20 protein-coding genes are annotated in these 12,251 nt (G+C 49.5%); 13 read left to right on the top strand and 7 right to left on the bottom strand.

The genetic code is table 11. The annotated features are described in order from the left end of the window. Positions 1-131 precede the first annotated feature (131 nt). From BL107_RS08825 to BL107_RS08815, 3 genes are all read left to right on the top strand, one after another. Complete coding sequence (locus BL107_RS08825; RefSeq protein ID WP_009789982.1) at positions 132-818, top strand: response regulator transcription factor; 687 nt, start codon at positions 132-134, stop codon at positions 816-818. Between the two features lie 212 nt (positions 819-1,030). Beyond that, a complete protein-coding gene (locus BL107_RS08820; RefSeq protein ID WP_009789981.1) occupies positions 1,031-1,276 on the top strand; it encodes an RNA-binding protein in 246 nt (81 codons plus the stop codon). Between the two features lie 330 nt (positions 1,277-1,606). After that, positions 1,607-1,825 carry a DUF3136 domain-containing protein gene (locus BL107_RS08815; RefSeq protein WP_009789980.1) on the top strand — a complete coding sequence of 73 codons (219 nt, stop codon included), beginning with the start codon at positions 1,607-1,609 and terminating at the stop codon, positions 1,823-1,825. A 180-nt stretch (positions 1,826-2,005) separates the two neighbouring features. On the opposite strand, the gene BL107_RS08810 is transcribed toward BL107_RS08815, so the two are convergent. After that, entirely contained in the window at positions 2,006-2,602 is a 597-nt protein-coding gene (locus tag BL107_RS08810) for a superoxide dismutase family protein (RefSeq protein ID WP_009789979.1), read from the bottom strand. Between the two features lie 135 nt (positions 2,603-2,737). Here BL107_RS08810 and BL107_RS08805 point away from each other — a divergent pair, with 135 nt between their 5' ends. The 4 genes from BL107_RS08805 to BL107_RS08785 all read left to right on the top strand — a co-directional run bounded on the left by BL107_RS08805 (position 2,738) and on the right by BL107_RS08785 (position 5,174). Beyond that, positions 2,738-2,974 (top strand): hypothetical protein, encoded by a 237-nt coding sequence (locus tag BL107_RS08805; protein ID WP_009789978.1) that lies wholly within the window; start codon positions 2,738-2,740, stop codon positions 2,972-2,974. Positions 2,975-3,092: 118 nt separating this feature from the next. After that, positions 3,093-3,407, top strand: coding sequence for a hypothetical protein (locus BL107_RS08800; protein WP_009789977.1), 315 nt, complete (start codon positions 3,093-3,095; stop codon positions 3,405-3,407). A 398-nt stretch (positions 3,408-3,805) separates the two neighbouring features. Then, positions 3,806-4,669: an SDR family oxidoreductase gene (locus BL107_RS08790; RefSeq protein WP_037988394.1), complete on the top strand. Its 864-nt coding sequence runs from the start codon at positions 3,806-3,808 to the stop codon at positions 4,667-4,669. Positions 4,670-4,967: 298 nt separating this feature from the next. Continuing rightward, on the top strand, positions 4,968-5,174 hold the full coding sequence (locus BL107_RS08785; RefSeq protein ID WP_232192922.1) for a hypothetical protein: 207 nt from the start codon (positions 4,968-4,970) through the stop codon (positions 5,172-5,174). 420 nt (positions 5,175-5,594) lie between these two features. Here BL107_RS08785 and BL107_RS08780 read toward each other — a convergent pair whose 3' ends face one another. Together BL107_RS08780 and BL107_RS08775 are read right to left on the bottom strand one after the other, a co-directional pair. Next, entirely contained in the window at positions 5,595-5,837 is a 243-nt protein-coding gene (locus BL107_RS08780; protein ID WP_009789972.1) for a hypothetical protein, read from the bottom strand. A 109-nt stretch (positions 5,838-5,946) separates the two neighbouring features. Continuing rightward, a complete protein-coding gene (locus BL107_RS08775) occupies positions 5,947-6,321 on the bottom strand; it encodes a DCC1-like thiol-disulfide oxidoreductase family protein (protein ID WP_009789971.1) in 375 nt (124 codons plus the stop codon). A gap of 14 nt (positions 6,322-6,335) precedes the next feature. Here BL107_RS08775 and BL107_RS08770 point away from each other — a divergent pair, with 14 nt between their 5' ends. After that, on the top strand, positions 6,336-6,689 hold the full coding sequence (locus BL107_RS08770; protein ID WP_198002335.1) for a hypothetical protein: 354 nt from the start codon (positions 6,336-6,338) through the stop codon (positions 6,687-6,689). On the opposite strand, the gene BL107_RS08765 is transcribed toward BL107_RS08770, so the two are convergent. Further along, the gene (locus tag BL107_RS08765; RefSeq protein WP_009789969.1) at positions 6,668-6,991 is read right to left on the bottom strand and encodes a hypothetical protein; all 324 of its coding nucleotides are present in this window, start codon (positions 6,989-6,991) and stop codon (positions 6,668-6,670) included. The genes BL107_RS08770 and BL107_RS08765 overlap by 22 nt on opposite strands. Positions 6,992-7,001: 10 nt before the next feature. Between BL107_RS08765 and BL107_RS08760 the strand changes: the two genes are divergently transcribed. Further along, positions 7,002-8,240 carry a glycosyltransferase family 2 protein gene (locus BL107_RS08760; protein WP_009789968.1) on the top strand — a complete coding sequence of 413 codons (1,239 nt, stop codon included), beginning with the start codon at positions 7,002-7,004 and terminating at the stop codon, positions 8,238-8,240. A 252-nt stretch (positions 8,241-8,492) separates the two neighbouring features. Beyond that, the gene (locus BL107_RS13125; RefSeq protein WP_009789966.1) at positions 8,493-8,753 is read left to right on the top strand and encodes a hypothetical protein; all 261 of its coding nucleotides are present in this window, start codon (positions 8,493-8,495) and stop codon (positions 8,751-8,753) included. A gap of 14 nt (positions 8,754-8,767) precedes the next feature. Here BL107_RS13125 and BL107_RS08745 read toward each other — a convergent pair whose 3' ends face one another. Further along, entirely contained in the window at positions 8,768-9,115 is a 348-nt protein-coding gene (locus BL107_RS08745) for a hypothetical protein (RefSeq protein ID WP_009789965.1), read from the bottom strand. A 50-nt stretch (positions 9,116-9,165) separates the two neighbouring features. On the opposite strand from BL107_RS08745, the gene BL107_RS08740 reads away from it, so the two are divergent. Together BL107_RS08740 and BL107_RS13250 are read left to right on the top strand one after the other, a co-directional pair. Beyond that, positions 9,166-9,348: a hypothetical protein gene (locus BL107_RS08740; RefSeq protein WP_037988392.1), complete on the top strand. Its 183-nt coding sequence runs from the start codon at positions 9,166-9,168 to the stop codon at positions 9,346-9,348. Between the two features lie 329 nt (positions 9,349-9,677). Next, positions 9,678-9,803 carry a hypothetical protein gene (locus BL107_RS13250; protein WP_255344621.1) on the top strand — a complete coding sequence of 42 codons (126 nt, stop codon included), beginning with the start codon at positions 9,678-9,680 and terminating at the stop codon, positions 9,801-9,803. Between the two features lie 35 nt (positions 9,804-9,838). Here BL107_RS13250 and BL107_RS08735 read toward each other — a convergent pair whose 3' ends face one another. After that, a complete protein-coding gene (locus BL107_RS08735; protein ID WP_232192914.1) occupies positions 9,839-11,245 on the bottom strand; it encodes a serine hydrolase in 1,407 nt (468 codons plus the stop codon). A 64-nt stretch (positions 11,246-11,309) separates the two neighbouring features. Continuing rightward, entirely contained in the window at positions 11,310-11,555 is a 246-nt protein-coding gene (locus BL107_RS12310; RefSeq protein WP_232192912.1) for a DUF4278 domain-containing protein, read from the bottom strand. Between the two features lie 283 nt (positions 11,556-11,838). Here BL107_RS12310 and BL107_RS08725 point away from each other — a divergent pair, with 283 nt between their 5' ends. Next, complete coding sequence (locus tag BL107_RS08725) at positions 11,839-12,156, top strand: DUF3303 domain-containing protein (RefSeq protein ID WP_009789962.1); 318 nt, start codon at positions 11,839-11,841, stop codon at positions 12,154-12,156. Positions 12,157-12,251: the final 95 nt, after the last annotated feature.

The raw sequence follows: 12,251 nt of genomic DNA, 5'->3' as shown, positions 1-12,251 counted from the left end.
TACTTATCGAATTGACGTCCATTCTTTTGTTTCTGGCTTTCACAGCCGATGTTGTCTATGACAACTAACAACGTCGGCTCCATTACGGGCATGCTTGTTGTAAGGATGGTCGCTCGGCGTATTGAGCCGCCATGGACCTCACGCCATATCTTCATGATCCATCCTCATCAGGTTTCGATGACGCACTCTTATCAGTAGCTGTCAACGGCAAAATTGCATTGGCGATGAGAGGTCGTTTTTTTCTACGTTGCTTTTGCGAAAGTTTCAGTGAAAAAACATATATTGGCTGTGCAGTCACCGATGAAGATTCTTGCTTGGAATATTTGCGTTCGGACCAGTTTGAATTGTTGATTTGTACAGATCAACTTGAGCGTGGTAATGGCTATGAACTTGTGAGAAAGGCGAAGGAGCAATATCCAAATCTCAAAGTTGTTGTTCTTGCTTTAACAGACGAGATTCCTGTTGAACACGATAAAGCTTCTTGGTTAGAAGCTGTTGTTGCTGAAGCTGACATCATTGAAGATCAAAAACCCCTTGAAGCTGCTGTTCTAGCTGTGATGGGGCATCACTCATATCGCAGTCCCTCGCTGCGGGGCGGGGAGCTGCCCTATCTGAGCTGCCCGCGTCTAACCCCACGTGAGTATGAGGTCTTGGATCGTCTCGCCCGTGGGATGACAGACAAGGAAATTGCCGAGGCTTTGGTGGTTAGTGAGCAAACAGCAAGGACGTACACCAAGCGATTGCTGAAAACTCTTGAGGTGAACAATCGCGTGCAGGCCGTCCTGAAGGGGATGCGATGCGGGATGGTTCAGCTGTGATTGTTTGCAGAACGTCGCTAAGAACCGAATTTTTCATCGTCCCCTCTTTCTCAGCGCTTCGAAAGCTTGTCAACACAATGGAGAATCACCGAGATGCTGTTTCTCCTCTGCGTCTGGATGACCATGTGCGCTCACCCTCACGAGGACAAATGCTTCTCGCCGATGCTTGTGGCGATGTGTGAAAATGGTGCTATCCCTTTTGGATTAATTTTTTGACGATTTTCATTGGTAATCTCTCCTGGGACGCAGAGAGAGAAGACCTCATCCACTTGTTCAGCCAGTACGGAGAAGTCAGCAAGTGTTCGATGCCCCTCGACCGGGAGACAGGTCGTAAGCGCGGTTTCGCCTTCGTTGACCTCGGCAACGCTGACGAAGAAAAAAAAGCCATCGATGATCTTCAGGATGTCGAGTGGATGGGACGTGCCATCTCCGTTCGTGTTGCTGAACCTCGCCGTTAAGCACTGCTAACTCAGGAGCGGCGCTTGGGTTTTGACTCTGATGTTTTACACGTTTAAGAGCCCCACCCAAGCGCAGTTTCTGCGATTTTCAGATCGACGTCCAATGACTCTGTTATTGGATTATTTCGTTGTGCCTGATGCGATCAGCTGTTGAATCAAGCCGAATGATTCTCCGTCGATTGTTATCCGCTTTTTTTGCTTGTTGGTCGGCTTCCGAGCGCCATTGCTTGGATCAACCTTGGCACCATCTCTTCAGACTGAAACACCCCATAAGGGGGTATTGGGATTTTGTTTTGTTTGGCTTAATGGTTGTTGCCCGCCAGACCGGCGATGTCAAGCATTACCTTCACCAACCATCCGTCCGTTGCTGAACTGCAACAGACTTACGACGTCTACACCAAAGCGCTGCGCCTGCTTGTTGCCGATGGTGTGAAGGAGTCCGAGGCCCGCAAAAGTGTCTGCTGGAAGCGATTGACGAGTTTGCACGAAGCCCTGCCTCACCTCTATGGCAATCCCCAATCAATGTTTCAAGCTCTCCAAAAACGTTGACTCTTCGGATTGCTAATGATTTCAAGAGCGAAATAATTTGTTTATATGAGTATAAAATCTGAAAATAATTCTTAGAATGAGGATGAATTGATCGATTAACTCATGTGTTAATCGTCGTAATTAATCAGCATTTAAGATAGATTTTGATTGTTAAAGGGCCTATAAATTGGTTTGTTTGGATCATGAATTGATCACGCCACAGGCCACGCGTTCTCCGCCACCGCCTAAAGGAGGAGTATCGCTGTAGGTGTCACCACCTGCATGAATGATCAAGGCACGACCCTTTAGGGCTTTTGTGTTGAGGCGCGGCGCAACGACGCTCGTTTTGGTTGTTCCATCCTCATCAACAATCAATTTGCTGAGATCGCCTCGATGTCCACTTCCAAAAGGGCCAAGGTGGGTTCCGCTGTTGTCTGGATCCCAGTGACCTGCCGCTGCTAGTCCTGCGACTGACTCACCCTCTGGGTTCAAGGCTGCTTCACAACTTGGGTTGCTGTGAACATGGAAGCCATGGTCTCCGGGGCTGAGGTTGGCCAAATCGGGAAAAATCACGAGCCCTTGGTCGCTATCTTTCGCCGTCACTGATCCGATCACGTCCCCAGCCCCATCGGCGTTGATGCTTCGCATGGTGATTTGAATCGGTTCTGCCTTGGCAATCGGTGCAGCGATGAGCCAGCAGATCAGGCAGGTAATGGTGATAAGAAGCCGCATGGGGTTGGGGCCAGGCCCTTTCATTGTGACGTCATCAATCACCATCTGTTGGGCACGACGACTCACGCAACACCCAGTTAACTCTGACAGCCTGATCGTGTTGAATTTTTTCACCTTGGCATGCTGTGGAGAGCGGATGTCGGTGGTGATCTGGGAGGATGCAGCTCAGATTGGCGTCCTTGATGCCCCCAGGTGCTGTTCATGACGTGGGAATACACCCAATTGCGCTTCGTTCCAAGGGGAAAATCTTGGACTGGTGAAATCGAAGAGCTTTGGCTCGATGATCAACAATTGATTTCAAGAAGCCAGCCCCAACGTGATGTCAGTTTGGTTGGCCTCATGAACGAACTTGGGCAGCAGGGTTGGGAATTAGTGGCCTACGCCCAGCCATTTACGGGATACCACGGTGGATGTTACACATTTAAACGACAGAAATAACGGTAGTGGATCTCTTGTTTTCTACTGGATTAATCCATTATCCTCGAGATGTTGGAGTTTGCCGACTCTCAGAATAATAGGATGGATCTGATCGCCCTATTTATTTGCAAATTCTGATATGTTGAATGACAAAAATAAGCTTGAACGCGATTTTCAAATAGCTAAAAATCAGGGACGTTGGCTCAGTGATGATGAGCATATCGTTCTTGAAAAACGTAATCAAATTCGCTCAAAACTAGTTCTCCTCACTGGGGTTTGTATTCTGTTGCCCCCGCTCTGGCCTTTCGCCTTTGGTTTGACTCTTTACCTGCTTTTCCCAAAAACTATTTCCCGCATTGGAGTTGTTGCAACCGTTTGCTTCCTTCTGAGTTCTTTGGTTGTAACAGGTATCCTAATTTTTCTCTTCTTAGGATTATTTAATGCTCTCTTTTAGGGCGCTTGGTTCCTAGTCTTGATCTCGAGGTTGGCCTCGATTCGAATGTATTTCCGTTCAGGACCATAATCCGACTGGTATCCAATATTCAATTTGCACATCATCATCACTGTCTCCGTTGTCTTTATCACAATGAGTGCAAATTTGAGATGTTGAACCACTACAAGACCTGCGCTCATTGACAATCAGTCCAAAAAAACCGATATCAGATCCGAATGGCCAAAGCGCTAATGGTCTAATCGCCCATCTTGAGTGTTCTCAGAGCAACCCAATCTCAATTGCGGTTTTAGTACGTTCTGTACATCAATGGATTTTGTCCAGCGCTTCAATCGGTTTCAATTGCTGCCGACAACGGAGCTTCTGCTTCGTTAAGTTGTGTGTAATTCGATTGCTTTCCTGTGGCTGGTTCCTTCGGAGTTATTGGTTGTGGATACGTAGGTTCGGCAGCCGCGCATCATTTCAGGCACCTTGGATTGGAGGTCACTGGCACGACAACGTCGCCATCCCGTTTACAGGAGCTTTGTGATCTCGTTGATCATCCTCGGATTTACAGAGCAGGCGATTCTTGCTCAGATGCGAGCTTTTTGGATTCATTAGACGGTCTCTTGATCGCGATGGCTCCGACATCCGTGAGCATGGAAGAGGATCAATACCGTGCTGTCTACGGCACAGGGGTTACTTCGCTGGTTGAGGCAATTAAGTCTCGTCAATCCGAACGTCCTCTCCACGTTTCATATTTGAGTAGTGCAGGTGTTTACGGCAATCAGCTCGGGGCGGTTTGTGATGAATCCACCCCCACTGACCGTTCCAACACAGCCAATGCACTGTTGGCTGATGCGGAAGAAGCTGTTCTTAGTTTGAACGGTTTTGGCACGTCCACATGTGTTTTGCGATTGGGCGGAATTTATGGACCGAATAAAGATATTGCTTCATTTATTCGAAGCGCATCCGGGCATATGGTTCCTAAAAATGGAAGCCATATCAATGCATGGGTCCATCTTCGGGACATTGTTCAAGGAATTGATTTTGCTTACCAGCAACGGTTGCACGGTGTCTTCAATCTCGTAGACGACCTGCAGGTATCCCGTAGAGATCTCTCGAATTTGCTTTGTGATGATGAAGGATTAGCCCCAGTCATTTGGGAAAATCACGATCGTTCTGATGCACGCATCTTTAATGCACGTGTGAGCAATGAAAAGCTCAAGCAATTGGGCTTCCAGCCATCGGTGCGTTCCATGCTCGATCCGGTTGCCGCCATCTAACTTTTTCTTGGTCTGATTTTTGACGCAAAGGTTGACTTGTTTTTTCATCATCCTCGGCTTGGCTACGTTGACCCACTGCATGTCAACGTCAAGGATTCGAGTCCGCTACAGACTTGTTCCCTCTCCTGATGCTCCGTCCAGGCCGGATCCCTCTCTGAACAATCCACAACAAACAGGCTTGTTTTTAATCTGAGCGGCTAAAACCTCCAGCATTGTTCGATTTTGTATCAATACGAACATTGCAATCGATTGATTTGAGTCGTAATGGTCTCATTCGATTGGATTCGTTTTGGATTTGGTGACGAGCTCCAGCGATATTCGTGGTCTTCATCGGTTGCAAGCGCAAACGATTCATGGAGTTCTATGGCTGCAGTCCCACTTTCCTGCATCTGAATGGGATGCTCTTTTGCACGATCAAGCTTGTTTCAGTGAAGATTGCCTCGATCACCTGCTCTCGGATGCTCTGAAAGCAGGTTTGTTCATCCAGGCACCTGTTACGGCTTAACTTGAATAATGCTTGTTTGTCTGCGAACTAACACTTCTAAAGTTGTTTCATGAGCAAGGAAGTTTTGTAGTTGGTGACAAGGTTTTAACGGGATTTTCTTGCGATCGTTTCTAAGTATTTTTTGATTTGTAAACCCACGTTGCTGGCAGCCACGTTGGTCGAGTTGAGTTGATTAGAACAAGTGAGTTCCGCTCTGTATTTCTGTGTCGGAAAAATTTTGTATTGAGTTCGCGACTTCCTTGGCAATCCTGCTGATTGAGTTGAACGCTGAGTTAGAAGATTTCGCTGAACAGATCGATCAAGTGCCTTCTGCTGAGCTAGAAGGGGCTCTCTGAACAATTTGATTGTTTTGAAGCTGTTCTTTTTAAGAGCTACTAAGCCAGAAAAATAAATTTTTGTTTTAAAGCTTATAACCTCTTTTTATCGCTCTGCGTATTTAAGGGCCTTGAGTCCCATCACCATGTGGGTTCTAAAGCTTCCGAGTGCCATCAATTGTTTTGGTGATCGTGTTGTGCCTAACGAGTCACCTCTATTTTCAATCCAGCGAATCATTTCTTTGGTTTGGTCTGCCCAAGCACACAAGGCAGCACGCAATAACTCGTCTTCGTCAACGCCAGGCCATGACACGGATTGATCGTCCGTGGCTGCCTGCAAAAGTTGCATGAGCTGGTCGTGGCTCAGGGCATCTGGAAAAGAGGGTTCGGTTTCGATGATTAAGAAAATCTGAAGACCTCTCTAGACCGTAGTCCTGGGCGTGACCTTTTTGCCACCCCTAGCGGTCGGGATCGACGGGGAGTCCGCGGATGTTTAAAGCCACTCGTCGGGCCAAAAGCAAGGCTGGATAAAGGATTTTCGATCTGGTGTCATCGCAAAACATCCCTTGGAGGATGCCTAAAAGTTGATCCGTTGGCTCCATACGTCGACACAATTCGGCAATGGCAGCACTTCCATGCCAAACAACATCCCCCTCGAGGAGTACCGCTCCCTTGGCCAAAGCAAAACCTCGTTCCCTCAGGTTTTGTCTTCGAACGTGATCGTCGCGACCATCGATGATTTGAAGGCCATCCACACCACCGCTTAATTCGCTCCGTGCAGCAAAATTTCGGCAAAATGGACAACCACCGTCGTAGAGGAGGGTGAGTGTCATCCAAGAATTGTGCCGTGCCCTTACTCCTTGCCGTGGGCTTACTTCTGTTGATCAACGTTGTCGGTGCGACTACCGCAACGGCTGCTTGGCTGTGTGAAGGCGATCCACTCACCGTTGAACGCATTTCAGGAGCTGTGGACCCTCGTGGCCTGGTTCAAGAATTACCCAACCAACTGGATGGAACGCTTCCAGGGGATGGGATCCTTGTGTATTGGCGAGAGATCACTCTGCAGTTGCCACGGACCAATAACGCTGGTACTCCGAGCTACACCGATGGCCGATGGTGGTGGCGCGAAGAGGATCCCGATCATCCAGAGTTTTTTGAACGTCGTGGAGACATCACGCGTTATTCCTGCGACCCAGCTTGACGCACTTTTTTGACAGCCAATCTTGCTTCGAATGCTGTGATCAAGCCGAGGGTCGTTAACCCCAGGAGCCCGATGAACTGCATGTTTGGATCCATCGACGCGCCATCCCCTTGGCTGAATAGTGCACCAGACAGAATCCAGGCTCCGTTTGCGGTGGCTGTGACCCAGTACGCGCGCCAGCGACGTTGGTACAAGTAGCCGGTGCCAAGACCCGGCAGCACATTTAGAAGGATGGCCACCCACGCCGAGGACGCCGCCAAAATCTGATCACGCGTCGGCGTTTTTGGATTGAACGAGGTCACTTAAAACACCATGACAAATTTGATCGTATCGCTGCTTTGCTTGGCCCTGACGTTGTCCTCATTTCTTGGACTGTTGATTCTTTTGTTGGGTTTAAGACGTGTGTTTCGTGAAGCCCCGCAACTCAATCCTCTCGTTGCAATCGACGATGAAGCAGTGGTTGATGGCAATGGCGACCGTGATGAAATCAGCCTCACGGTTGTGATTCCAGCGTTCAATGAATCGTTGAATATCCAACGTAGTTTGGGAAGTGTCTTTCAATCCCTGCCACCCTGTTCAAATTGGCGTGTGGTGGTTGTCGACGATATGTCGACAGATTCCACAGCAGATTTGGCTCAGCAATGCGCTCTTGCCATGCATGAGCAAGACCGGTTCACGTTGATTCAGGCCGGCCCACGCCCCCCTACCGAACGTTGGGTTGGCAAAAATTGGGCCTGTGCAAGGGCCATGGAGCAGGTGAAGAGTACGTGGGTTCTCTTCATCGACGCCGATGTGGAGTTGCGGCCAACAGCCCTGCGTCGTGCGCTGTTTCAGGCCATGGAGGAGCAGGCCGATTTATTCAGTCTTGCTCCACGCCTCGTCTGTCAGTGTCAGGCGGAATGGATGGTTCAACCGATCATGGCAAGTTTGCTGGGCCTCGGGTTCCCAATCGTCGAAGCGAACAACCCCTCGTCAGATGTGGCATTTGCTGCTGGCCCGTTCATGTTGTTTCGTCGGGATGCCTACGAAGCGATTGGCGGTCATCGTGCTCTAGCAGGTGAAGTTGTGGAAGATCTTGCATTGGCTCGAACGATCAAAACGTCAGGTTTTCGTCTTCGCTACGTGCTCGGCCTCGATGCCCTAGATCTGCAGATGTATTCGGATCTTCCTGCTCTTTGGGAGGGATGGACAAAAAATTGGTTCCTTGGCCTAGATCGCAATATTCCGAAGGCTTTAGCTGCTGGAGGAGTGGTGGTTTTGATGTTTGCCTCTCCATGGATTCTTTTCCCCATCTGTGCTGCCTTGGCTTTGCTGCTGCCCCTCGATCTAATGAAGATTTTTGTGGCCTCGTCCCTACTTGCGGGGATGGCGTTAGGTCTTCAAATTCTGCTCCGTTTTTGGATCAAAGATCGCTTTGGCGTGCCAATGAAGTTCTGGTGGTTGATGGGTGTTGGTGGACTGTTGGTGGGTGCGATCGCTCCCGTATCGGTTTGGAGAAGCATTACGGGTCGTGGATGGACTTGGAAAGGACGATCGCTTTCGTTGAACTAAGGCTTGTTCGATGATTTGCGTTGTCGTCGGTTTGCCTTTCGTGTTCCGCCGTAGCGATATCCCTTCTCTTGCACCAATGTTGACCAGCAACTGGGGCAGACAAACAACCAGCTTGTTTGCTTGTCACTCGTGACCCGAAAATGGGTCTGACCCGAGCAATGGCAGATATCGCATTGTTGCTGTTGGTTTTCCACAGTTTTTTGCCGAAATTCGCTGCTTTTTGGGTTGAGCTGCCCATCTTCAGCGAGAGTCATGGGTCTTAAAAATCGAGACCCAGAACAAACAGCGGCTGACAGACGTTGGATCGTTCAAGTCGCGCTGCAAACGGAAATCATTGCTATCACTGCATTGTGTCTAAAGATACAGACGCCACCCATGGAGTGGGATACAGAAAAATTTGATTGGACGCCCCTATTTGCTCAAGCAGTCGGAGCAGTCGCCTGTCACCCAGGAGGGGGCAATTTTCCCTTTGTGGAAAACCTGTGCAAAAGCCCCGTGGTGAAAGGCTTTTAGGGATAAGTGCCTACCTACTGATCGCTTTTCTGTGGCTTGAGGGAGCCCTTTGAGGCCGCAAGGGCGGCCATTTCGTGGGCGGTGCGTCCGGGTTCGACAGCGTCGGGCTTCTTCTCGAAGTGGGCGAGCCAGCTGCGGTAGGCATCCAGCTGAGATGCCTGCGCGGAATAGTTTGCATCCATATAAAAATCCTCGACGCCTCCTTGGGCGCCTTGGCCTGTTGCTAGCGCGAGCTCGACCTTGCTCAAACGTTGTTCGATGGTTGATAGGCGTTTGAGCAGATCTCCCTCTTGATTCGTGCCGTTGAGCACCCTTCGAAGCGATTTGGACGGCTTGAGTTTGATGTGGCGCTTTTTTCCCATGATGAAAGCTGTTCTTCTGCCATGGTGGATTGGCTCAGAGGAGGTTCGCCATGGAAGGACTCCCCCCAGTGACTCCGTTGACGGCCTTAATCGTGGACGACCATGGTCGATTGACCTATGTGGGTGCCGACGGCTGTCGAAGGGTGATTGTTGGAGACTCTGATCTTCTTCAACGCCTGCAACAGCTCCGTGATCTGCCGGGAGATGAGATGGAGGGGGGTTGCGGAATTTGAACTTGACGGACTAGTACAAGTGCACTAGAACAAGTGTATTAGTTGGTCTAGTGCCATGTCGACAAGCTCCCCTTATGCACCCTTTCAGGCTGATGCCTGGATGCAGCAATCTCTGATTCGTCCTCGGAAGGTATTTGTTCCTGCGGTCGCTTCGCAAGCGGTTCGTTCGAGAGGAGTGCCTCGTCATCGTCCATCGCAAGTCGTCCAAGGAGAACTTTTTCTGTTTCCTGTTGTTCTTCCTTGCTGACCAGTCTGCAAAGAACGTTTGCAGGCTGGCGCGAATGCCCTTGGATCTGCCAATGTGATCAATGGTTTTTCGCTATCCCTCCATGCTGCTCTTCGCATCCCAGACGGCTCAGGGTGGTCCTTCCGTCATCCTCCCTGCTCTGTTAATCACAGGATTACTCATTGGCGCATCTCAACTTTTTGTTCCCAAAGGTGGTGATCAGGATTGATTATTGATTGCTAGGGAGTCTTGTTTTGTTGATACTCATTCCTTAGGTGTGAGTGCCGACAAAAGCGAGGCTCCAAATTTGTTGGGATTGAAGCTGCTTCGTTTCGGAGTTTGCCCTAACCGGACAATCACTGTTTTGTAGCTGGGTACCACAAGGATGAGTTGTCCTTCATATCCTTCCGCTGAATAACTGTCTCTTGGTAAGTCGGGTCTGCGGCGTTTAGAGCTCAGCCACCAATGAGCTCCGTATCCTTTTTTCGATCCTTTAGAAGAAGTTACGGCATGTTGAACCCAGCTTTTAGGAAGTATTTGTAAACCATTCCATACCCCTTGATTGAGGTATAGCAAGCCAAATCGAGCCCAGTCTCTGGCGCTAGCCCATCCAAGAGATGATGCTACGAAATTTCCTGACGCGTCGGTTTCTAAATAGGCCGTGTTCATTCCTATCGGTTCGAATAGTTCTTCATAGGGATAGCTCCAGTACGCAGGATCATTGTTAATCGCTAAACGTAATCCTCGGCTTAGAATATTGGTTGTTCCTGATGAATACGACCAATCCCGCCCCACTCGTCCTGTCAGTGGTTGTTTCGATGCAAATGTTCCTGTGTTGGCTTCTTGAGTAAGCATTTGCACTAAATCTGAATCCAAGCTCCTTGAACGTTCATCAAATCTCAAGCCACTATTCATTCTTAAGAGATGATCCAGTGTGATTTTTTGTCGGTCATCTTTGTTGTTGCCCCATTCTGGTAGTGACAACGGTTCATTAAGCCGTAATTGACCATTTTCAACAGCAATTCCAATCAGCGCATGGGTCAGACTTTTGCTCATCGACCAACCAATTAAAGGTGTTTCCGGTGTGATGCCATCCGCATATCTTTCAGCAATTACCCAGCCGTCTTGCACAACAACAATGGCGCGGGTGCGTTTTGGTGCAGAGGCTTGTGCTTCTTCAAATGCCTTTCTGATGGCCTTGTCTAGTTTATTTCTGTTAATTCTTGGTGGTATGTCTGCTGCATCGGATGAAATCTTCCAGGGAGTTGTTTGAACTATTGGATTTGTTGGTTGTTCTCTTCTCTGATCGGGGAGTTTGACGACTTTGGTATTGGCAATTGCTTGACTACACCCAAGATTCCCTTGACGAACAGCTTTGCCTCGCACAAGTCCAAGGAACGCCCAAGCGTGAACGACTCCACGATTGACATCGATTTGGGTTTGGATTAGTCCTTGGGCGAGCGCTAGATCTTCACGTTTGAGCCGGTTTGCATCCATTCCGGCCATCAAAACGCCGGAGCAGAGAATCTTTGCGCTGTAGGCCGTACCTGCCCGGGCCAAGTTGAACGTTTTGTGGGCGAGTGGAAGGGTCAGGGCCGCAGCAGTTCCTAAAACAACGACGGAAACTCCAAGCGCTCGATTTTGAACCGTTCGACCAAACAGCCTTGGCAATATCGCCTCCCCTAGAAAAAGGCGGGAGTGAACCTCCCACCTCCATCATCGTCGTTATCCGGATTTAGTACACGCCGTAGCTGACTCCGCGGTACCGAAGTGTGCGTCCAGCAGTGGCTTCTTGTTGTTGCCCAATTGCTTCATAGGCAATGCCCCTATACCGCAATTGTGATTTGTTGGTAGGGACTAACGGTGTGTGCTGGTTGTCGGTGTAATCAGCATTCCGAAAGGCACGGACCATGGCGGAACGTGCAAGGTCAACGGCCCGACTTTTCACGGCGCGGGCTTTGATCAGTTGAAGCGTGTTCATAAAACACTCCTTCATTGCCCACGCCCCCGTTGCTTGGCATGGGTCTGACTGCAGCTTCGATTGGAAGCTCAACGTGCATCAAGAATAGCATTTTTGTATCAACCGCTACCGAATGTAAGCTTTCATTGCGCGTTCCGTTGTTCAGGCCTTCAGTTGGAGGGGGGAGGAGATCGATTGCGCGCCACCACTCTTCTTGGATGGCCAGCCCCAGGGATTCGTCTGATCGATCACATCGCACACCATCGATTGCTGTTAAAACAACCAGATCTGAAGCCACAGCCCCATGCAGCACTACCTCATTGTCTGGAACTTCCCAACAGTGCAGGGGTCTTGGGAAGCCTGCCCTTCATTTGCCGGATACATCAATTCGGGAGGGCCTGGCGATCACTTCGAAGGTTTTGAACTGAAGTACCGCGTTTGTGATCCAATCGGTGGAAAAGGAATGGCGATTGCGGTGGCTGCCGACATCGGCAAAGTGTGGGCCCATCTCGCACCTTGGATCGAAGGCTTTGGCATCCAATTCGATGTCACCCCGGTTGTGTCTGATGCAGAGTTCGCTGCCATGTGGCCTGGCGTGCAGGCATCTGCAGCGTCTGCTTGATCGTTTGAACAACACTCCACTGGTTCACTGGAGAATAAGCCGTTTGTTTTTATGAGTTATGGCCATTGGAGGGTGTCGGATTATGAAGTGAACTG

Origin of the sequence: Synechococcus sp. BL107 (genome assembly GCF_000153805.1) — a bacterium.
Classification (GTDB): domain Bacteria; phylum Cyanobacteriota; class Cyanobacteriia; order PCC-6307; family Cyanobiaceae; genus Parasynechococcus.
Note: the sequence above shows the minus strand (reverse complement) of the source record. Positions and strands in the feature narration are given on the sequence as shown.

Bases quoted from the DNA above. Each gene is read 5' to 3' on its own strand.
- BL107_RS08825 (WP_009789982.1), top strand. From the start codon at position 132: ATGGACCTCACGCCATATCTTCATGATCCATCCTCATCAGGTTTCGAT.
- BL107_RS08815 (WP_009789980.1), top strand. From the start codon at position 1,607: ATGTCAAGCATTACCTTCACCAACCATCCGTCCGTTGCTGAACTGCAA.
- BL107_RS08805 (WP_009789978.1), top strand. From the start codon at position 2,738: ATGACGTGGGAATACACCCAATTGCGCTTCGTTCCAAGGGGAAAATCT.
- BL107_RS08800 (WP_009789977.1), top strand. From the start codon at position 3,093: ATGTTGAATGACAAAAATAAGCTTGAACGCGATTTTCAAATAGCTAAA.
- BL107_RS08780 (WP_009789972.1), bottom strand. From the start codon at position 5,837: ATGCAACTTTTGCAGGCAGCCACGGACGATCAATCCGTGTCATGGCCT.
- BL107_RS08775 (WP_009789971.1), bottom strand. From the start codon at position 6,321: ATGACACTCACCCTCCTCTACGACGGTGGTTGTCCATTTTGCCGAAAT.
- BL107_RS08760 (WP_009789968.1), top strand. From the start codon at position 7,002: ATGACAAATTTGATCGTATCGCTGCTTTGCTTGGCCCTGACGTTGTCC.
- BL107_RS13125 (WP_009789966.1), top strand. From the start codon at position 8,493: ATGGGTCTTAAAAATCGAGACCCAGAACAAACAGCGGCTGACAGACGT.
- BL107_RS08745 (WP_009789965.1), bottom strand. From the start codon at position 9,115: ATGGGAAAAAAGCGCCACATCAAACTCAAGCCGTCCAAATCGCTTCGA.
- BL107_RS08740 (WP_037988392.1), top strand. From the start codon at position 9,166: ATGGAAGGACTCCCCCCAGTGACTCCGTTGACGGCCTTAATCGTGGAC.
- BL107_RS13250 (WP_255344621.1), top strand. From the start codon at position 9,678: ATGCTGCTCTTCGCATCCCAGACGGCTCAGGGTGGTCCTTCCGTCATC.
- BL107_RS12310 (WP_232192912.1), bottom strand. From the start codon at position 11,555: ATGAACACGCTTCAACTGATCAAAGCCCGCGCCGTGAAAAGTCGGGCC.
- BL107_RS08725 (WP_009789962.1), top strand. From the start codon at position 11,839: ATGCAGCACTACCTCATTGTCTGGAACTTCCCAACAGTGCAGGGGTCT.